The 18,943-nt window shown below is 69.2% G+C and carries 16 protein-coding genes; 6 read left to right on the forward strand and 10 right to left on the reverse strand.

From position 1 onward, the window contains the following. Positions 1-76: 76 nt before the first annotated feature. Together AC07XP_RS27890 and AC07XP_RS27895 are read left to right on the forward strand one after the other, a co-directional pair. Entirely contained in the window at positions 77-2,329 is a 2,253-nt protein-coding gene (locus tag AC07XP_RS27890) for a phosphocholine-specific phospholipase C (protein WP_495266488.1), read from the forward strand. Between the two features lie 5 nt (positions 2,330-2,334). Then, positions 2,335-3,747 (forward strand): YadA family autotransporter adhesin, encoded by a 1,413-nt coding sequence (locus AC07XP_RS27895; protein ID WP_495266489.1) that lies wholly within the window; start codon positions 2,335-2,337, stop codon positions 3,745-3,747. 269 nt (positions 3,748-4,016) lie between these two features. On the opposite strand, the gene AC07XP_RS27900 is transcribed toward AC07XP_RS27895, so the two are convergent. The 7 genes from AC07XP_RS27900 to AC07XP_RS27930 form a co-directional block, all read right to left on the reverse strand. Further along, the gene (locus AC07XP_RS27900; RefSeq protein ID WP_495266490.1) at positions 4,017-6,296 is read right to left on the reverse strand and encodes a glycoside hydrolase family 3 N-terminal domain-containing protein; all 2,280 of its coding nucleotides are present in this window, start codon (positions 6,294-6,296) and stop codon (positions 4,017-4,019) included. Positions 6,297-6,396: 100 nt separating this feature from the next. Further along, a complete protein-coding gene (tcuB, locus tag AC07XP_RS27905) occupies positions 6,397-7,635 on the reverse strand; it encodes a tricarballylate utilization 4Fe-4S protein TcuB (protein WP_495266491.1) in 1,239 nt (412 codons plus the stop codon). Next, positions 7,619-9,046, reverse strand: coding sequence for an FAD-dependent tricarballylate dehydrogenase TcuA (gene tcuA, locus AC07XP_RS27910; protein ID WP_495266492.1), 1,428 nt, complete (start codon positions 9,044-9,046; stop codon positions 7,619-7,621). The genes tcuB and tcuA overlap by 17 nt, the downstream gene beginning before the upstream one ends. Before the next feature lie 77 nt (positions 9,047-9,123). After that, positions 9,124-10,050 (reverse strand): LysR family transcriptional regulator, encoded by a 927-nt coding sequence (locus tag AC07XP_RS27915; protein WP_495266493.1) that lies wholly within the window; start codon positions 10,048-10,050, stop codon positions 9,124-9,126. Positions 10,051-10,057: 7 nt separating this feature from the next. Beyond that, on the reverse strand, positions 10,058-10,936 hold the full coding sequence (locus AC07XP_RS27920; RefSeq protein ID WP_070060368.1) for a bile acid:sodium symporter family protein: 879 nt from the start codon (positions 10,934-10,936) through the stop codon (positions 10,058-10,060). 100 nt (positions 10,937-11,036) lie between these two features. Then, positions 11,037-11,804 (reverse strand): class II aldolase/adducin family protein, encoded by a 768-nt coding sequence (locus AC07XP_RS27925; RefSeq protein WP_070060369.1) that lies wholly within the window; start codon positions 11,802-11,804, stop codon positions 11,037-11,039. A gap of 20 nt (positions 11,805-11,824) precedes the next feature. After that, positions 11,825-12,415, reverse strand: a complete 591-nt coding sequence (locus AC07XP_RS27930) for an HD domain-containing protein (RefSeq protein ID WP_139706971.1) — start codon at positions 12,413-12,415, stop codon at positions 11,825-11,827. Positions 12,416-12,538: 123 nt separating this feature from the next. On the opposite strand from AC07XP_RS27930, the gene AC07XP_RS27935 reads away from it, so the two are divergent. Next, complete coding sequence (locus tag AC07XP_RS27935; protein ID WP_062478356.1) at positions 12,539-13,261, forward strand: Crp/Fnr family transcriptional regulator; 723 nt, start codon at positions 12,539-12,541, stop codon at positions 13,259-13,261. A 102-nt stretch (positions 13,262-13,363) separates the two neighbouring features. Further along, complete coding sequence (locus tag AC07XP_RS27940) at positions 13,364-14,053, forward strand: alpha/beta hydrolase (protein ID WP_095745013.1); 690 nt, start codon at positions 13,364-13,366, stop codon at positions 14,051-14,053. A 6-nt stretch (positions 14,054-14,059) separates the two neighbouring features. Here AC07XP_RS27940 and AC07XP_RS27945 read toward each other — a convergent pair whose 3' ends face one another. Next, complete coding sequence (locus tag AC07XP_RS27945) at positions 14,060-15,583, reverse strand: MFS transporter (protein ID WP_495266494.1); 1,524 nt, start codon at positions 15,581-15,583, stop codon at positions 14,060-14,062. Then, positions 15,580-16,155: a GNAT family N-acetyltransferase gene (locus AC07XP_RS27950; protein WP_495266495.1), complete on the reverse strand. Its 576-nt coding sequence runs from the start codon at positions 16,153-16,155 to the stop codon at positions 15,580-15,582. Before AC07XP_RS27950 ends, AC07XP_RS27945 begins: the two co-directional genes overlap by 4 nt. Before the next feature lie 75 nt (positions 16,156-16,230). Here AC07XP_RS27950 and AC07XP_RS27955 point away from each other — a divergent pair, with 75 nt between their 5' ends. Next, the gene (locus AC07XP_RS27955; RefSeq protein WP_070060373.1) at positions 16,231-17,109 is read left to right on the forward strand and encodes a LysR family transcriptional regulator; all 879 of its coding nucleotides are present in this window, start codon (positions 16,231-16,233) and stop codon (positions 17,107-17,109) included. Positions 17,110-17,115: 6 nt separating this feature from the next. Here the strand turns inward: AC07XP_RS27955 and AC07XP_RS27960 are convergent, their stop codons facing one another. After that, positions 17,116-18,285, reverse strand: a complete 1,170-nt coding sequence (locus tag AC07XP_RS27960; RefSeq protein WP_495266496.1) for an ABC transporter substrate-binding protein — start codon at positions 18,283-18,285, stop codon at positions 17,116-17,118. 96 nt (positions 18,286-18,381) lie between these two features. Between AC07XP_RS27960 and AC07XP_RS27965 the strand changes: the two genes are divergently transcribed. Beyond that, complete coding sequence (locus AC07XP_RS27965) at positions 18,382-18,933, forward strand: energy transducer TonB (RefSeq protein WP_495266497.1); 552 nt, start codon at positions 18,382-18,384, stop codon at positions 18,931-18,933. The last annotated feature ends 10 nt before the right edge of the window (positions 18,934-18,943 follow it).

Below are 18,943 nucleotides of genomic sequence, written 5' to 3' on the forward strand. Positions count from 1 at the left end.
GCCCTGAGCCGCGCGCCGCCTTCATCCACACGCCTTCCATTTCTTCTCTTTTTGTCCTCGCGTTGAAAGACTCCCCATGAACCCCTCCAACCGTCGCGATTTCTTCCGCAAGTCGGCCGGCGCCGTCGGCGCGGCCTCGGCCCTGACCCTGCTGCCGCCCACGATCCGCAAGGCGCTCGCCGTCGAGGCCGCGGTCGACACCGGCACCATCAAGGACATCAAGCACGTCGTGATCCTGATGCAGGAGAACCGCAGCTTCGACCACTACTTCGGCACGCTGCGTGGCGTGCGCGGTTTCGGCGACCGCTTTCCGATTCCGCTGGCCAACGGCAAGTCGGTGTACTTCCAGTCGAACCCCGCGGGCGGCGCGGAGATTCCGCCGTTCCGCCGCGACTCGACGATCGCCAATGCGCTGATCGGTTCGGGCACGCCGCACAACTTTCCCGACCAGCAAGCTGCCTGGAACCAGGGAAAGATGGACCGCTGGATCCAGTTCAAGAACCAGGCCACGATGGGCTACTACCTGCGCGAGGACATCCCGTTCCAGTTCGCGCTGGCCGATGCCTTCACGGTGTGCGATGGCTACCACTGCTCCATCCTCACCGGCACCGACCCGAACCGCATCGTGTTCTGGTCGGGCTCCAACTTCAACCCGGAGCTGCGCAAGAAGGGCATCAACAGCACCGACACCGACTCCGAACCCGTGAACTCGCGCTGCTGGCCCAAGCCGTCCAACTGGGTGGCGAACCGCCCGCAGGAGGCCGATGGCTCCGGCCAGAAAGACCCGATCACGGGCGACTACAACTACAAGTACGTCAACAACGCCTTCAAGTGGGACACGCTGCCCGACGTGCTGCAGAAGAAGGGCGTCAGCTGGCACATCTACCAGAACATGAACAACAACTGGACGGGCGCCATGCACGGCTGCCTGGCCTTCGAGAGCTTCCGCACCGCGCAGCCGGGCTCACCGATCTATGAGCACGGCCTCACGGGTGGCCCGGAGGCGGCCGACGGCGCCACCAACTTCCTGGCCCAGCTCAAGCAGGACGTGATGACGGGCAAATTGCCGGACGTCTCGTGGGTGCTGCCCACGCAGGCGCTGGCCGAGCACCCCGGCAGCAGCGAAGGCACGGCCGGCGCGGCCGACTTCATCGCCGACGTGCTGGACGCGCTCACGTCCAACCCGGCCGTGTGGAGCAAGACCGCGCTGTTCGTGACCTTCGACGAGAACGACGGCTTCTTCGACCACCTGGCCATGCCGGCCGTGCCCTCGTACGACGCCAACGGCACGCTCATGGGCAAGTCGACCGTGCCGCTGGAGGGCGAGTACTTCGACGCCTCGGTGGGCAGCTACCTGGCCGCCGCCGACAACACCACCACCGGCAAGATCCGCCCCTGGGGCCTGAGCTCGCGCGTGCCGATGTACGTGGTGTCGCCGTGGAGCAAGGGCGGCTGGGTCAACTCGCAGGTGTTCGACCACACCTCGGTCGGCCGCTTCCTCGAGAGGCGCTTCGACATCACGGTGGACGCGATCAGCCCGTGGCACCGCGCCGTGTGCGGCGACCTCACGACCTGCTTCGACTTCGTGAGCCCGAACGACCCGGTCGTTCCCAAGCTGCCCGACACGAGCAACTTCCCTGCGATCAATGCGGCGCAGCGGCTGCTGCCCACGGCCCCCGTGAGGAACGCCCCCGCCACGCCGCAGCCGCTGTACCAGGAGACCGGCACGCGCTTCTCGCGCGCGCTGCCTTACGAGCTGCACACCAGCGCGCGCGTCGAGCCGCGCGGCCTGGTGCAGCTGGTGTTCGCGAACTCCGGCACACAGGGCGCCGTGTTCCATGTGTACGACAAGCTGCACCTGGACCGCATCCCGCGCCGCTACACGGTCGAGGCCGGCAAGCAGCTGGCCGACTACTGGAACACCGGCGCCAGCGACAGCGGCAAATACGACCTGTGGGTCTACAGCACCAACGGCTACGTGCGCAGCTTCCAGGGCGACGCACTGGCCTTCGACACCGCCGGCTTCAAGCCCGAGGTGCAGGTCTGCTACGAACCGGTCGACGGGCAGGTCTACCTGAAGGTGCACAACAGCGGCAAGGCGGCCGGCAAGGTCACGGTGACGGCCAACGCGTACCGCAACGACGGCCCCTGGACGCTCGAGGTCGCGCCGGGCGCCACCGGCATGCTGCACTGGAGCCTGGACAAGAGCGGCTACTGGTACGACTTCACCGTCACCGCCGGGCACACCGAGCGCCGCTTCGCGGGCCGCGTCGAGACCGGCAAGCCCGGCGTGAGCGATCCGGCCATGGCCCTGCATCTGAAGGCCTGAGCGTCATGAAGCGCAAGAACAGCACGCACACCCTGCTCGGGCTGGCCGTGGCCCTCGGTTCGGTGGCCGGCATGGGCATCGCCTCGGCCCAGCCGATCACCTGGGACCCGGCCAAGGGCAACCTGGGCATCGGCGACAAGGCCGGCACCACCGGCGTCACGGGCAGCAACGACCTGGCCTTCGGCAAGGGCGCGGGCAACAACGTCAGCACCAACTGGAACCTGGCCATCGGCGAGGGCGCCGGCACCGGCGTGTCGGGCAAGAACGCCAACCAGGCCATCGGCTACTACGCGGGCACCAACGTGGTCGGCGGCTGGAACCAGTCGATGGGCCGCAGCGCGGGCCAGAACGTGACCGGCGACTACAACAACGCCGTCGGCTTCTGGGCCGGCACTGACGTGAAGGGCAACGGCAACGAGGCCTACGGCAGCAACGCCGGGCGCAACGTGACCGGCAACGCCAACCAGGCCTACGGCGGCGACGCGGGTCGCAACGTGACCGGCAGCAACAACCTGGCCACGGGGCAGGGCGCGGGCAGCGGCGTCACGGGCTCGGGCAACCAGGCCTCGGGGCAGATGGCCGGCGCGCAGGTGGCGGGCAGCAACAACGTGGCGATGGGTCAGGCCGCGGGCGGTGGCGTGCAGGGCAACCAGAACCTGGCGCTGGGCACGGCGGCCGGCCAGGGCGTGGTGGGCAGCCACAACATCGCGCAGGGCAGCGGCGCGGGCCAGAACGTGATGGGCACGGGCAACATCGCCATCGGCGCCGACGCCGGCGTGTACGTGAACGCGAACCAGGCGATCTCGCTGGGCAGCGCGGCGCGCGCGAGCGCCGACAACGCCATTGCCCTCGGCAGCAACGCATCGGTCTCGCATGCCAACAGCGTGGCGCTCGGCGCGGGCAGCACGACCACGCGCGGCGCGCAGTCGAACTACGTGGCCGTGGGCATGAGCGGGCTGCAGTCGTCGACCGGCGAAGTGGCGCTGGGCAACCGTCAGCTCACCGGCGTGGCGCCCGGCAGCGCGCCCGACGACGCGACCAACGTGGGCCAGGTGCAGGGCATGGTGCAGCAGGGCGTGAGCACTGCCAACGCGTACACAGACAGCGTCGCCGCGCAGGGCTTGCCGCTGGGCAAGGCCTACACCGACTTCACGGCTGCGCGTCTGCAAAGCCAGATGGACGAGAACGCGCGGCGTGCCTATGCCGGTATTGCAGGTGTCGCCGCGATGGAAGCTGCGCCTGTCGTGCCGGGGAAGATCAGCTACGCCGTGGGGCTGGGCAACTTCCGCAGCGAAAGCGCGATGGGTGGATCGATCCGTCGCACCTCGCAGGATGGGCGCTACAGCGTGACGCTTGGGGTGGGTGCGAGCAGTTCGGGCGTGGTGAGCCGAGTGGCGTTCACGGGGGTGTTCGACTGAGCTTGTTCAGGGCGATGATCCCGCCGACGGGGCACCTTGCTCCGCGAATGTCCCCCGGCCTTCGGCCTCCTCCTTGATTTCGCTGCGCAAGGCACCCCATCGACGTGATCGTCCTCAGTGCGGTCGTTGATCGGCCCGCACCACGACAGCGCTCAGCGGGCGCAGGACACTGGGTGCTTCCCGCAGCGAAATCAAGGAGGAGGGGCGCAGCCCCGGGGGACATTCGCGGAGGGAAGTACCCGGTGGCCTGTGCACGCGCCCTGAAGAATTCACTCCCGCGTGAGAACGAAGCGCTTCTGAATCCCGCCAGCCGCAGAAGGCGCAACCCACAAGTCGAACTCACCCGGTTCAACAACAGGCTTCATGTCCCGCCCCAGAAACTGCAGGTCGTCATTGCCGACAGCGAACTCGACCACCTCCGACGCCCCCGGCGCAATCCGCACCTTGCGGAAGTTCTTCAACTCGCGCACCGGCCGCGTCACGCTCGCGGAGCGCTGCGCCAGGTACAGCTGCACCACTTCTTCCGCCTCGCGCGTCCCCGTGTTGGTGACGGTGGCGCGCACGCGCAGCGTCTGGCCGATGGCGAGGCGGTCGCTGCTCAACTCGACCTGGTCGTAGCGCACCGGCGCATAGCCGATGCCGAAGCCGAAGGGGTACAGCGCCTCGTTCGTCGCGTCCAGGTAGCGGGTCTTGAAGGCCGTGCCCGGCGCGCTTTCGGGCGAGGGGCGGCCGGTGCGCTTGTGGGCGTAGTAGTAGGGCAGTTGGCCGGCAGTCTGTGGAAAGCTCACGGGCAGGCGGCCCGAGGGATTGGCGTCGCCGAACACCACGTCGGCGATCGCGTGGCCGGTCTGCACGCCGAGGAACCAGGTCACGAGGATGGCGCGCGCGTTGCGCACCGCCCCCTTGAGCGCCATCGCGCGGCCGTTGCTCAGCAGCACGACCACCGGTTTGCCGATGGCGGCCACGGCCTCGGCCAGGTCCTGCTGGGCCTGCGGCAGGCCGATGTCGCTGCGCGAGCGCGACTCGCCCGACATCTTCTGGCTCTCGCCGATGGCCAGCACCACCACGTCGGCCTCGCGCGCGGCGGTCACGGCGGCCTCGATGCCGCCGGGCAGCGGCGACTCGACGTTCGCACCGCGCGTGACAGTCAGCCGCGAGGCCTCGGTGCCCAGCGCGGCACGCAGGCCTTCGTCGATGCCCACGGGCGCGGACTGGCCCGGGAACAGGCTCCAGGAGCCCATCAGGTCCTTCGTGCCCTCGGCGAAGGGGCCGATCAGCGCGATCTTCTGCGGGCCGGTCTTCGCGAGCGGGAGCAGTTGGCCCTCGTTCTTCAGCATCACGATCGAGCGGCGCGCGCTCTCGCGGGCCAGCGCGATGAACGCGGGGTTCTCCACGCGCTGCGCGGCCGGCGGGCCGTCGAGGCCGCGCATCGGGTCGTCGAAGAGGCCGAGCTTGAGCTTGACCCGCAGCACGCGCCGCACCGCCTCGTCGAGCCGCGCCATCGGCACCTCGCCCGAGGCCACGAGGTCGGGCAGGTGGCGGATGTACAGGCCGCTTTGCATGCTCACGTCGGTGCCGGCCATGAAGGCCAGCTTGGCGGCCTCGCGGCCGTTGGCGGCGTGGCCGTGTTCGATGAGCTCCTCGTCGGCCGTGTAGTCGGACACCACGAAGCCCTTGAACTTCCACTCGTCGCGCAGCACGCCGGTGAGCAGCGCGGGGTTGGCGGTCGAGGGCACGCCGCCGATCTCGTTGAAGGCGCTCATGACCGACAGCGCGCCCGCATCGAGCGCTGCGCGAAACGGCGGCAGGTAGACCTCGCGCAGCGTGCGCTCGGAGATTTCGCTCGTGTTGTAGTCGAGCCCGCCCTCGGCCGCGCCGTAGGCCGCGAAGTGCTTGGGCGTGGCCAGCATCGAATCGGCGTTCGCGAGGTTGCTGCCCTGGAAGCCGCGCACGCGCGCCGCCGCGAACTGGCGCGCCAGGTACGGGTCTTCGCCCACGCCTTCGAGGCCGCGGCCCCAGCGCGCGTCGCGCGCGATGTCGACCATGGGCGCGAAGGTCCAGCGAAAGCCGTCGGCCGTGGCCTCGACCGCCGCCGCGCGCGCGGTGCGCTCGGCCAGCGCCGGCTCCCAGCTCGAGGCCTCGGCCAGCGGCATCGGGAAGATCGTGCGAAAGCCGTGGATCACGTCGGCGCCGAAGATCAGCGGAATGCCCAGCCGCGACTCGCGCACCGCCACCTGCTGCAGCCGCCGCTTGCCTTCGAGGCCGGCGTTGTTGAACAGGCCCGTGAGGCGCCCGTTGCGCACGTCCTCCGTCTCCTGCTGCCCGTTGCGCCAGCCGGCCTGCGGATTGTTCGGGATGTTGATGTCGGCCGGGCCGTAGAGGCTGAGCTGGCCGGCCTTTTCTTGCAGCGTCATGCGCGCGATCAGCGATTCGATGCGGGCTTCGGTCGCATCGGAGGGCTGGGGGTTTTTCGGAACGGACGCCGCGATGGCGGGGAGGGAGAGGGCGGTCAGGACGAGGGCGAGAACGGCGGCTTTTCGAACATGCATGGCCGCCTATTCTGCAGACAACGCCCGCCCGCCCCGGCCAGCGGGTTTCCGCCCTGGGCGTAGGGCCTTGTCCGACCCCGGCCGCTTCAGGCCAAGCCGGTCAGTCCGCGCCCAGCCGCAACCGGCTGGGCAGGCGCTTCTCGATCGCGAACTTCAGGAGCGCCGCGCAGCGGAAGATGCCGTGCGCGAACTTGCCGTAGGGCAGCGTGAGAAAGAGCGCCATCACCACGCCCAGGTGAACCGCCAGCAGCAGCGCCATGAAGCGGGTGTCGCGCCAAGCGAGCAGTGCGAGGCCGGTGAGGCTCGTGAGCAGCAGCAGCGCGATGAAGCCGCGGTCCATTGGCCGCTGCGCCGCGTCGCCGTGCGTGGCGTGGCGCCGCAGGTTGAGCCACAACAGGCCGACGGGGCCGATCACGAGGCCGATGCCGCCCGTGGTGCCCAGCAGCACGGGCAGGCTCGTGAGCGCATAGGGCGCATGCAGGTCGAACAGGTAGTGGTAGAGCGTTGCCACGCAGGTGGAGGCGAAGCACAGCATGAAGCCGTAGAAGGTGAAGTGATGGAAGCGCCGGCGCCAGAGCGTGAAGCGGTCGTCGGCGTTGTTGCAGCCTTCGCCATGGCCGCCATCGAGATACTTCAGGCGCAGCGCGTCGTGCGCGGCTTCGGCGCTCGCTGCGCGGCGCACACCCGGCAGGTCGGGCGCGTTGCCCGGGTCGTTCGCGGGCGAGACCTCGCGCCAGAAGCGGCGCGTGCCCATGGCCAGCGCGAACATCACGAACAGGAACACCGCGCCGAACACCAGCGCGAGGAAGTTGTGCGGAAAGATCGCGTAGAAGTTGCCCGCAAGCGGCGCGTGCAGGAGCGAACCCGACATCGCCACGGCCAGCACGAGGAACAGCGCGAGCCCGCCCGCCAGCGCCAATGCGACGGTGAGCCCGGCCCGCTTGTAGAGCGCGCCCATCGCGGGCGGCCAGGCGTAGTCGTGGTAGGTCTGCAGGCGAACCTGCGCCATCGCCTGTGGCACGTTCACGGCGAATTCGTGCGGCGGTGCGTACTGACAGGCATGCAGGCAGGCGCCGCAGTTGTGGCACAGGTTGGCGAGGTAGTGCGTGTCGGCCTTGCCGAATTCGAGCCGGCGCGTCATGGCGGGGAACACGGCGCAGAAGCCCTCGCAGTAGCGGCAGGCGTTGCAGATCTGCAGGATGCGCGCGAGCTCGCCCTCGGAAGCAGTCAGCGGCAGGGCGGGCTGGATCGGGATCACGCGCTGCGATGGCGACGGGGTGCTGCCGATGCCATCGGCGTCCGCACGGGCGCGTGCGACGAGGTCAGTGAGCTGCTGCAAGGGCGGTCTCCGGGGATTTCTTTGAAACGTTCTTGGCGGCCTTCGCGGCCTGCGTCCCGGCGATGCGCCCGAAGGCCGTGCCGATGCTCATGCCCACGCCGGCCGTGTAGCCCTTGCCCAGCACGTTGCCGGCCATCATTTCGCCGGCCACGAAGAGGTTGGGGCTCGGGCGTCCGCCGAAGCGCACGGCGGCGGTCTCGTCCACCTTGAGGCCCAGGTACGTGAAGGTGATGCCGGGGCGCAGCGGATACGCATGGAAGGGCGCGGTGTCGATCGGGCGCGCCCAGTGCGTCTTGGCGGGTGCGAGGCCTTCGGTGTGGCAGTCGTCCAGCGCCGTGTGGTCGAAGCGGCCAACGCGGCAGGCGGCGTTGTAGTCCTTCATGGTGCGCACGAAGGTGGCTTCGTCCAGGCCAATCTTCTGCGCCAGTTCGCCGAGCGTGTTCGCCTGCGTGCCGGGGAACACCGGCGGCATGAAGCGACCGACCGCCTGCTGGTCGATGACCGACCACGCGATCTGCCCCGGCTGCTGCGCCACGAGCCGGCCCCAGATCGCATAGCGCTTGGGCCAGAAGTCTTCGCCCTCGTCGTAGAAGCGCCGCGCCTCGCGGTTGACCACCACGCCGAGCGACACGCAATCGATGCGCGTGCAGATGCCGCCGTCGTACAGCGGTGCGCGCGCATCGATGGCCACCATGTGGCCCTGCGACGGATCGCCGATGCTGTCGGCGCCCGCGTCGATCATGTGCCTGAGCAGCACGCCCTGGTTGAAGCGCGTGCCGCGGATGAGGAAGTTGTCGGCCGGCCATTCGCCGCGCTCGTTGCGGCCCCAGGCTTCGCGCAGCCAGTCGCGGTTCGACTCGAAACCGCCCGAGGCGAGCACGCAGCTCCTGGCTTCGATGCGCTCGCCGGCTTCGGTGCGCACGGCCACGAAGCGCTCGCCGTCGAGTTCGACCGAGGCCACAGGCGTGTCGTAGCGGATCTGCACGCCGATCGCTTCGGCGCTGCGGTAGTAGGCGTTGACGAGCGCCTTGCCGCCGCCCATGAAGAAGGCGTTGGTGCGCGCCACGTGCAGCGCGCCCGACAGCGGCGGCTGGAAGCGCACGCCGTGGCGGCGCATCCAGTCGCGGCAGTTCGACGAGGCGCGGATCACGAGGCGGGCCAGGTGCTCGTCGGTGAGGCCGCCGGTCACCTTCAACAGGTCTTGCCAGTACTCCTCTTCAGGGTAGGCCTCGACCAGCACGTCTTGCGGCGCGTCGTGCATGCAGCGCAGGTTGCGGGTGTGCTGCGAATTGCCGCCGCGCCACTCCTTGGGCGAGGCTTCCAGCAGCAGCACGGAAGCGCCGGCCTCGCGCGCCATCAGCGCGGCGCACAGCGCGGCATTGCCGCCACCGACAACCAGTACGTCTATCACTCGTGGATCTCCTTGGAATGCAGGAGACTTTAGGGAGCACGGCCTTCACGCGAAAGGCCGAAAGAGGCAACAGGTGTTCAGCTTTCGAGAAGACTTGCACCGGCCCAGCGGCCTTCGCTGACCAGCGTGCGCGCCGTTTCGGCGACCACCACGCGCGCGGCCAGCGCGGCGGGCGAGAGCTCGTCGTCCGACAGGCTCACGAGCAGGTTGCGGCGCCCCACGTGCGCGTCGGCGATCTGCGTGAGTTCAAGGTCGTCGCGGTCGTGCCGTGCGGTGGCCGCGCCGGGCTGGATGGTGGCGCCGTGGCCGGCGCGCACCGCGTCCATCAGCAGCGCCAGGCCGTCGACCTCGGCCACGATGCGCGGCGCCACGCGCGCCCGCGCAAAGGCGGCCATCAGCGTGGCGCGCAGGCCGTGGCTGCCGCTGGGCAGGATCAGCGGCACCTCGGCCAGCTGCGACAGGCGCACCTTCTTGCCCGTGGGGCGCGGCGTGAGGGAGGGCGACGCGATCACGAAGAGCTTTTCGGCCAGCAGCGGCGACACGCTCCAGCGCCGTGGCGTGTCGGTCTGGAACAGCACGGCGAGGTCGAGCTGGCGCGCATGCAGCATGGTCGTGAGGTGGCCCGACAGCGCCTCGACCATGTGCAGCCGCACCTCGGGGTAGCGCGCCTGCATGGCCTGCATCAACGGCACGCCCAGCACGGTGGCGGTGGTGGGCGCCAGGCCCACGCTCACATGGCCCGACAGGCGTGCCTGCTGCGCCGCGCGCACGGCGTCGTCGGCGTGGCGCAAGGTGAGTTGCGCCTGGTGCAGGAAGGCCAGGCCGGCGTCGGTGGGCATGACGCCGGTCGAATGGCGGCGCAGCAGCCGGGTCGAGAGTTCGCTTTCGAGCCGGCTGATCTGCTGGCTCAGCGCCGAGGTGACCACCCCCAGCTCCACCGCCGCGCGGCCCATGCTGCGCAGCTCGCAGACCTTGACGAAGTAGCGCAGTTGTCTCAGTTCCATGCGCGCATCATGGCGCAGGCACGGCGGCGGGCTGGCCGCGCCGCAGCAACAGCCATCCGAACAGTGGGGCGGTGATGTACATCACGACCGAGTAGATGGCGGCCGGCAACGCGAGCGGAAAGCTCCCCAGCACGCTCACCGCGATGAAGATGGCCAGCGTGGAGTTGTGGATGCCGATCTCGTAGCTGATGGCGGTGGCCAGCGGCTTGTCCAGGCCGGCAGCGCGGCTCAGGTAGTAGCCCGCCAGCAAGCTCACGAGGTTGAACAGCAGCACCGGCACGCCGATCTCGGCGAAGGTGGTGGTGATGTTCTTCCACTCGTTGGCAATGGCCAGCACCGTGACCACCGCGAGCACCACGGCGCTGAAGATCTTGGTCGGCTTTTCCATGCGCGCCGCGAAGCCGGGCTTTCGCGACGCGACCACCATGCCAATGGCCACCGGCACCAGCACGATGGCGATCACCTCGACCAGCTTGCGCGTCTGCAGCGGCACCACCTGGCCGCTTTGCGCGAAATGGCCGATGGCCCAGTTGGCGATGAGCGGCAGCGTGACGATCGACAGCAGCGTGTTCACGGCCGTGAGCGAGATGTTCATCGCCACGTTGCCGCCGAACAGGTGCGAGAACAGGTTGGCCGAGATGCCGCCCGGCGAGGCCGCCAGCAGCATGAGCCCGATGGCGAACACCGGCGACAGGCCGAAGCCCACGATGATCGCGTAGCAGGCCAGCGGCAGGCCGATGACCTGCAGCACGAGCGCGATGGTGACGGCCTTCGGGTGCTTGAACAGGCGCCGGAAGTCCTCGAGCGAGAGCGACAGCCCCAGCCCGAACATCACGAGCGCGAGCGCGCCGAACAGGAACCGGGTCACGATGAGCGTGGTGTCCATGGGGTGATGTCTCCTCTTTGCTTCTTCTGCTTAAAAAAATGGCTGCCGGCACCCGTCGCGCGGGCGCTGGCAGCCGTGGAAACCGGGATCGACGTCTGTCTTATTGTTTGTAGCTGTCGTCGATGCGGTCGAGTTTGCGGATCAGCGAAGGCCAGACGAACATGCCGCCCAGGCCGCCGCTTTGCACCTTCATGGCCTGGCCCACGCCGTCGATGATCCTCGGGTCCACGTGCGTGAGTTCACCGCCGCCGGCCTGCGCGGCGATCTGGATCTGGCAGGTGTTCTCGAAGGTGTACATCGAAAGGAAGGCGTCGGCAATGGTCTTGCCGCAGGTCAGCAGGCCGTGGTTGCGCAGCATGAGGAAGTTGGCGTGGCCCATGTCGGCCTGCAGGCGCGGCTTCTCGTCGTCGCGGAAGGCCACGCCTTCGTAGTCGTGGTAGGCCAGCGAGGCCAGCACGAAGGTCGACTGCTGGCTGATGGGCAGCACGCCGTTCTTCTGCGCGCTCACGGCGATGCCGGCGCGGGTGTGGGTGTGCAGCACGCACTGGATGTCCTCGCGCGCGGCATGCACGGCGCTGTGGATCACGAAGCCGGCCGGGTTCACGGGGTAGGGCGAGTCGATGATCTTGTTGCACTGCTGGTCGACCTTGACCAGGCTCGAGGCCGTGATCTCGTCGAACATCAGGCCGTAGGGGTTGATCAGGAAGTGGTGCTCGGGGCCGGGCACGCGCGCACTGATGTGCGTGAAGACGAGGTCGCTCCAGCCGTACAGCGCCACCAGGCGGTAGCAGGCGGCGAGGTCGACGCGCAGCTGCCATTCTTCGGCGGAGACGAGCTTCTGGATTTCGGAGGCGGAGGTGGCGTTCATGGGGGTGTCCTTGGTCTTGATCAAGCGGTGGTCGGCTCTTGCAGCACTGTCTTGTAGACGCTCTGCTTGGGCTGCGCCATCAGGCGGCGCAGCATGGGCTCGAACTCGCTGATGGGCAGGGTCTCGGCCTTGGGGTCGAAGGCCGGGTTGTCGTAGAGCGCGCAGAACTCGGCGGTGCGCTCGTAGTGCGGGTGGTCCTTGAAGCTGTCGCGCATGTCGCGGTCCAGCCCGATGTGGTGGAAGAAGTAGTGGCCTTGGAAGATGCCGTGGTTCTGCACCATCCAGTGGTTGGCCTCGCTCACGAAGGGCTTGAGGATGGCGGCGGCGATGTCGGGATGGTTGAAGCTGCCCAGCGTGTCGCCGATGTCGTGCAGCAGCGCGCACACCACGTACTCCTCGTCGCGGCCGTCGCGCAGCGCGCGCGTGGCGGTCTGCAGCGAGTGCGTGTAGCGGTCGACCGGAAAGCCGCCGTAGTCGCCTTCGAGGATCTGCAGGTGCTTGATCACGCGCGCGGGCAGGCCGCCCGCGAACTGCATGAACTCGCCGCCGATCAGTTGCCAGTCTTCGCGCGTGCTGTCCTGCATGCGCTTGAAACTTGCCCGTGCGTTCATCGTGTGAGGTCTCCGTTCTTGGGGGGATGGCGGCCACTGTAGACCTGCGCTTGACCTTCAACTGTCAAGAATTTGACAATGCAAGGTTCTGGTAAACCCGCCTCCGGGCGCCTTTCTCTTCTCATGGCCACCTCGACCAAGCCGCGCCTGTCGGCCGCGCACCGCGCCGCGCTCGACGGCAACCCCTGGTTCACCAGCATGCCGCGCGCGCAGCGCGACGCGCTGCTGGGCGCGGCCGAGCTGCTGCATGTGCGCCGCGGCACCATGGTGTTCCGCCAGGGCGACCCGATCCATGCGGCGGGCGGCGGTTTCTACGGGCTGGTGGCGGGCACGATCAAGATCTCGTCGCTGCGCCAGGACGGGCGCGAGGCCATCCTGGCGGTGCTGGAGCCGGGCAACTGGTTCGGCGAGATCACGCTCATCGACGGCTCGCCGCGCACGCACGACGCCACCGCGCTCGAAGCGCTCGACCTGTTGGTGGTGCCGCCCGAGGCCTTCGTGCGGCAGATGCGCGACGTGGTGTTTTCCAACGCCATCGCGGCCATGCTGGCGGCGCGCGTGCGCATGCTCTACGGCCTGGCCGAAGACGCCACCCTGCGCAGCCTGCGCGCGCGCGTGGCGCACCGGCTGCTGGTGCTGGCGCGCGGCGACGCCACGCAGTCGGTGCACCTGCGGCACGAACTCATGCTGTCGCAGGAGGCGCTGGCCATGATGCTCGGCGTGACGCGCCAGACGCTGTCCAAGGAGCTCAACGCTCTGGCCACCGAGGGCGTGGTGTCGCTGGGCTACGGGCGCATCGAACTGCTGTCGCTCGAGGCGCTGCAGGGGCTGGTGCGCACCGGCTGAGGGTCTTGTCACAGCGAGGGCAGGGCGCAGGCGTATAAGACTTTCCCGGCCCGTCATTCCGGCGGCCCGGTGTCTTATTTCTTCACTGGAAGGTGGCGAATCATGAGCAACAACAAACCGACGGTCGTCCTGGTCCATGGTTTCTGGGGCGGTGCGGCGCACTGGCACAACGTCATCGTGGAACTGCTGCGCAAGGGCCACACGGCCATCCGCGCGGTCGAGCTGCCGCTGACCTCGCTGGCCGACGACGCCGAGCGCACGCGCAAGATGGTGGCGCAGGTGCAGGGACCGGTCTTGCTGGTCGGCCACTCGTACGGCGGCGCGGTGATCACGCAGGCCGGCGACCTGCCCAACGTGGTCGGGCTGGTCTACATCGCCGCCTTCGCACCCGACGCGGGCGAAAGCCCCGGCGGCATCACGCAGGAGCATCCGCCCGTGGCCGTGCCCAACCTGGCGCCCGACAGCGACGGCTACCTGTGGGTGATACCCGAGAAATACCACGAGAGCTTCTGCCAGGACCTGAGCGCCGAAGAAGGCCTGGTGATGGGCCTGACGCAGAAGGCGCCGCTGGCCAGCACCTTCGGCGACACCATCACGGCGCCGGCCTGGAAGAAGAAGCCGTCGTGGTACCAGATCTCGAGCGAGGACCGCATGATCTCGCCCGTGAACCAGGAGCGCATGTCGGCGCGGCTGGGCGCGAAGAAGGTCATCACGCTGGCGGCCAGCCACGCCTCGCTGGCCTCGCAGCCGCAGGCCGTGGCGGCGCTCATCGACGAAGCCGCGAGCGCCTGAGGCCGGTTACGCGCAGCGCCGGGTGCGCTGCGCACTCGTCGGGCGGGCCCGCCAGCCGAGGAACGCCACGGCGCAGGCCGCCGCGACCACGATCGCCACGGCCACGCCCATCACCGAGAAGAAGGCCTGGTCGAAGGCCGTGTGCGCGAGCGCCACGAGCTGCGAGGCGATCGGCGCGGGCAGCGTTTCGGCGGCCAGCAGCGCGGCGTCGATGCTGTCGCCGGCCGAGGCCGGCACGGCCAGGCCGTCGGGAATCACCAGCGCGGCGGTGTAGCTCGCCGAGAGCACGCTGCCCAGCAGCGCGATGCCCAGCACGCCGCCGAGTTCGTACGACACCTCTTCGATCGACGCCGCCATGCCGGCGTGCTCGACGGGCGCGTTGTTCATGACCGCGTTGGACGCCGCCGTGATGGTCGCGCCCACGCCCAGCCCCAGCAGCACCAGGATCGCCGGCTTGAGCAGGCCTGCGGCATCGACCGCCAGTACCAGCGCGCACAGCGCGAGCGCCGTGGTCACGAGGCCGCCCAGGATGACGGGGCGCGAGCCGATGCGCGCCAGCAGCAGGCCCGCGAGCGGCCCCGCCACGAAGGCCGCCAACGGCAGCGGCAGCAGGGTGAGACCGGCCTGCAGCGGCGTGAGGCCGACCACCAGCTGCAGCCGCTGGCTGAACACCAGCTCGACACCGATCAGCGCCACCGAGGCCACGATGGCCGCGATCACGCCGCCCGAGAAGTACGCGTTGCGGAACAGGCGGAAGTCGATCAGCGGCGCGCTGCTGCGCCGCTGGCGCCGCACGAACAGGGCCATGGCCACCGCGGCGAGTGCGCCGGTGATGGCGGCTGTCGTGGCCGAGGGCGCGAACTTGGTGAGCTCCTTGATGGTCAGCACCAGGAAGACCAGGCCCACCAGCACCTGCACCGAGCCGATGAAGTCCCACGGGCGCGTGCCGGTGTTCTTCTGCGTCGGCAGCAGCCACAGGGCCAGCACCAGCGCGAGCACCACCACGGGCACGTTGATGAGAAACACCGAACCCCACCAGAAGTACTCGAGCAGCACGCCGCCCACGACCGGCCCGAGCGCCGCGCCGCCCGAGGCCACCGAGGCCCACACGCCGATGGCCACGGCCCGCTCGCGCTCGTCGGTGAACACCAGCCGCAGGATCGCCAGCGTGGCCGGCATCATCATCGACGCGCCCACGCCCAGCAGGGCCCGCGCGGCGATCAGGACGGCGGGGTTCGGCGCGTAGGCTGCGCACAGCGAGGCCACGCCGAACACGGAAAGACCCGCGACGAACATGCGCCGGTAGCCCACGCGGTCGCCCAGCGCGCCCATGCCCAGCAGGAAGCCGGAGACGACCACGGTGTAGGCGTTGAGGATCCAGAGCTTCTCGGTGGCCGACGCGGCCAGGTCGTGCGTGAGCGTGGGCAGCGCCGTGTAGAGCACGGTCATGTCGACCACGATCAGCAGCAGCGCCATCGAGACGATGCCGAGCGTGATCCATTTCTTGGCGGTGGGGTTCAAGCCGTTCATGGCGTGGCCCTCCGGTCGTGCGGCTGTGCGGTGGCGCCGTCCAGTTCCTTGAGCATCGTCACCGAGACCGTCGCGCAGCCGCGTGCGTGGAAGAAGTCGTGCGCACGCGCGTTGCCGATGCCGCTTTCGAGAAAGAGGCGCTGGATGCCGTGGCGTTGCAGCTCGGCGCAGACCCAGTCGAAGAGCCGGCCGCCCAGGCCCAGGCCCTGGAAGCGCGCATCGACGACGAGGTCGTCGAGCGTCGCGAAGCTGCGCGTGGCGCGGCGGGTGTCGTCGATCGAGACCAGCGCGAAGCCGGCCAGTGCGCCGTCAGCTCGCGCGACGGCCACGCGGGCGTGGGCGGTGGCCGGGTCCAGCGCCAGGGTCTCGCGCACCTGCGCCATGAAGACGGCGGGCAGGTCGGCGCGCCATTCGCCGAGGGCCACGGCGCGCTGCTCCTGCAGTTCCGAGTGGGAGATGTAGGAAGGGGAAAGTTGCTGCAGGAACAGGGCGGTCAACGCCTGCGCCTGGGAAGGATCGCTGCACCAGCTCAGTTCGAACGCCGGTGTCGTCTTGTTGTTTGCATTCGTCATGGCGCCATGTTGCGCCATTAAAATGAATGAATAAAGATGAAATCCATCTGATAAATAGATGAGTAGGTGGCAAAAATGGAATGGACCGTCGACCAATTGCGCCAGTTCGTGACGACCGCCGAATGCGGCTCGTTTTCGGCCGCGGCGCGCCACCTGGGCAAGGCCCAGTCGGCCGTGAGCACCGCCATCGGGCTGCTCGAGGTCGACCTCGGCGTGGCGCTGTTCGACCGCTCGCGCCGCAACGCGCAGCTGTCCGACGCGGGCCGGGTGCTGTTGCTGGAGGCGCGCGAACTGCTGCGGCAGGCAGAGCAGCTCGACCAGCGCGCCCGCTCGCTGCACGAAGGCGACGAGGCCGCGCTGTCGCTGGCGCTGGACGAGGCCCTGCCGTACACCGCCATCGGCACGCTGATGCGCGAGCTGTCGGTGAAGTTTCCGAGCCTCGAGCTCACACTGCTCAACGGCACCGCGACCGAGGTGGCCGACTACGTCGAACAGGAGCGCGCCAGCGTGGCCTTTCACTTCGACCGCGGCCCGGTGCGCGCCAGCTTCGACCAGCGCCACATCGGCAGCGTGCGCCAGGGCGTGTTCGTGGCCAGCGACCATCCGCTGGCCGACGGCCGCACGGTGCGGCGCCAGGACCTGGCGCGGCAACGCCAGTTGCTGATGCACGCGGACGACGTGCACGAGGTGGCCTACAGCCCGCGCGTGTGGCGCTCCGACAGCTTCTACAGCACGGCCGAGATGGTGGCCGACAACCTGGGCTGGGCCGTGCTGCCCATCAACATCGCGCGCTACGAGGGCTTCAGCAAGGCGCTGAAGGAGGTGCCGTGCCCGTCGCTGGCCTTGCCGCGCTTGTCGGTGCGCATGCTGTGGCTGCAGGGGCGGCCGCTCGGCGCGACGGCGCTGTATGTGCAGCAGCGCTTCACCGAGTTGCTGCGCGACAGCGCCGTGTGAGGCGCGTCAGCGGAGCACGCGGCCGTCGGCCGAGATGCTGATGAGGTCGATGCTGCGCACGTTGTCGCGCAGGCCGGGGCGCAGGTTGATGCGAAAGCCGCCCACGTCGTAGTCGGTCATCGCGGTCATCGTGCGTTGCAGGGTCGCGGTGTTGAAGCCGCGGCCCGCGCGGCGCACGGCCTCGCCCGCGGCCTTGGCGGCGATGAAGCCCTCGAGCCCTTCGTACGACGCGGTCTGGTCGGAGTTGTCGACCGCCGCGAGGTACTCCTTGACGATCGGAATGGCCGAGGGCCGCGGCGAGGGCACCACCTGCGAGATCACGATGCCGCCGATGTCCTTGCCCAGTTCGGCGTAGAGCGGGTCGATGCCGACGATCGAGAAGGCCATGAAGTTGCCCGTGTAGCCGCTCTTGCGCAGCTTGCGGATGGCACTGGCCGTGGTGCCCGAGAGCGACACCAGCACGATGGCCTGGGGCGTCTGCTGCTGCACGGTCTTCAGCGCGGCGTCGAGCTTGTCGGCGCCCGCGGGCACCAGCGCGCTCGCGACCAGCGGCGGCAGCTTGAGTTCGGTGACGGCCTGCTGCACGGCGGCCAGGCCGGCACGGCCCATGGCGTCGTCGTCGCCCACCAGCGCGATGCGCTGTTGCCCCACCGTGGCGCACTGGCGCACGATCTTGAGGGCCTCGTCGATCATGCCGGGGCGCACATGGAACACGTTCGGGTGCTCGGGGCCGCGCAGCGTGTCGGAGGCGGCGAAGGGCGCAAAGAGCAGGCTGCCTTGCTGCGTGGCCACCTTGGCGCCAGCCTCGCTGCTGGCGGTGCCGACAAAGCCGAACAGCATGTCGGCCTTGTTCGCGCCCAGCAGGGTGCGGGCGTTGGTGGTGGCGCGCGCGGCGTCGTAGCCGTCGTCCAGTTGCAGCAGCTTCAGCTGCAGGCCGGTGGCGGCGTTGCGCGTGTTGAAGTCGCTCACGGCGAGCCGGCTGCCGGCCGCGAAGGCGTTGCCGATCTCGTTGGCGCTGCCGGTGAGCGGCACCGACTGGCCGAGCAGGACGACGCGGGCCCCGGCGGCGGCCGGGCGTGGCGTCTGTGCCAGCAAGGGACGGGTGATGCCGAGGCCGCTTCCCAGAAGCAGCGTTGCGGAGGCTTTTCCCAGCCATGTCCTGCGAGACGCGTTCATTGGCTACCTTTTGCTAACAATAGTAAAAAAGTGTAGCAATTTCGAGGCCAGGGAGGAAGGCGCGGGTGCTCCAGAATTGCCCTGATGAAAACAACTGTGTCCTGGGTTCTGGGAGGGATGTGCGCGGCGCTCGCCGGTTGCGTCGTGCCGCCCCCATCGAAGGTGGTGGAAAAGGCGCTGCCCGCGCCAGAGGTCTTCGTGCCGGTGGCTGCGCCGCAGCCGCCGCAACCGATGATCGAGCCGCCGCCCCTGCCGCCGCCATCGACGATCGAGCCGCCACCGCTGCCACCGGCGGGGCCGCCGATGGCATTGCCGTCGGGGCCGACCCTCATGGCGGCGCCGCGCGCCGATCCGCGCGTCGCGGCGGACGCGGTCGTGACGGAACCGGTGATCCGCCAGCGCCGCTATCCCAGCTACCCGTCCGCGCTGGTGGAAGAGGGCATCGAGGGCCTGGTGGTCACGGCCTTCTTCGTCGGCGTGGACGGCAGGCCCGAAGACATCCGCGTCGAGCGCTCGCCGCACCCGCTGCTGTCGCAGGCGGCGACCGATTCGCTCAAGGGATGGCACTTCGACCCGGCGCGCACCGCGGACGGGCGTGCGGTGCGCGCCCGCATGCGGCTGCCGTTCCGCTTCAAGCTCGTCGAGTGAGCGGGGGAAG

The organism is Variovorax sp. GW531-E2, assembly GCF_059423125.1.

Excerpts from the sequence above, each read along its gene's own strand:
- AC07XP_RS27940 (WP_095745013.1), top strand. The coding sequence starts at position 13,364 with ATGAGCAACAACAAACCGACGGTCGTCCTGGTCCATGGTTTCTGGGGC.
- AC07XP_RS27925 (WP_070060369.1), bottom strand. The coding sequence starts at position 11,804 with ATGAACGCCACCTCCGCCTCCGAAATCCAGAAGCTCGTCTCCGCCGAA.
- AC07XP_RS27935 (WP_062478356.1), top strand. The coding sequence starts at position 12,539 with ATGGCCACCTCGACCAAGCCGCGCCTGTCGGCCGCGCACCGCGCCGCG.
- AC07XP_RS27890 (WP_495266488.1), top strand. The coding sequence starts at position 77 with ATGAACCCCTCCAACCGTCGCGATTTCTTCCGCAAGTCGGCCGGCGCC.
- AC07XP_RS27960 (WP_495266496.1), bottom strand. The coding sequence starts at position 18,285 with ATGAACGCGTCTCGCAGGACATGGCTGGGAAAAGCCTCCGCAACGCTG.
- AC07XP_RS27900 (WP_495266490.1), bottom strand. The coding sequence starts at position 6,296 with ATGCATGTTCGAAAAGCCGCCGTTCTCGCCCTCGTCCTGACCGCCCTC.
- AC07XP_RS27915 (WP_495266493.1), bottom strand. The coding sequence starts at position 10,050 with ATGGAACTGAGACAACTGCGCTACTTCGTCAAGGTCTGCGAGCTGCGC.
- AC07XP_RS27920 (WP_070060368.1), bottom strand. The coding sequence starts at position 10,936 with ATGGACACCACGCTCATCGTGACCCGGTTCCTGTTCGGCGCGCTCGCG.
- AC07XP_RS27950 (WP_495266495.1), bottom strand. The coding sequence starts at position 16,155 with ATGACGAATGCAAACAACAAGACGACACCGGCGTTCGAACTGAGCTGG.
- AC07XP_RS27955 (WP_070060373.1), top strand. The coding sequence starts at position 16,231 with ATGGAATGGACCGTCGACCAATTGCGCCAGTTCGTGACGACCGCCGAA.
- AC07XP_RS27945 (WP_495266494.1), bottom strand. The coding sequence starts at position 15,583 with ATGAACGGCTTGAACCCCACCGCCAAGAAATGGATCACGCTCGGCATC.
- AC07XP_RS27895 (WP_495266489.1), top strand. The coding sequence starts at position 2,335 with ATGAAGCGCAAGAACAGCACGCACACCCTGCTCGGGCTGGCCGTGGCC.
- AC07XP_RS27930 (WP_139706971.1), bottom strand. The coding sequence starts at position 12,415 with ATGAACGCACGGGCAAGTTTCAAGCGCATGCAGGACAGCACGCGCGAA.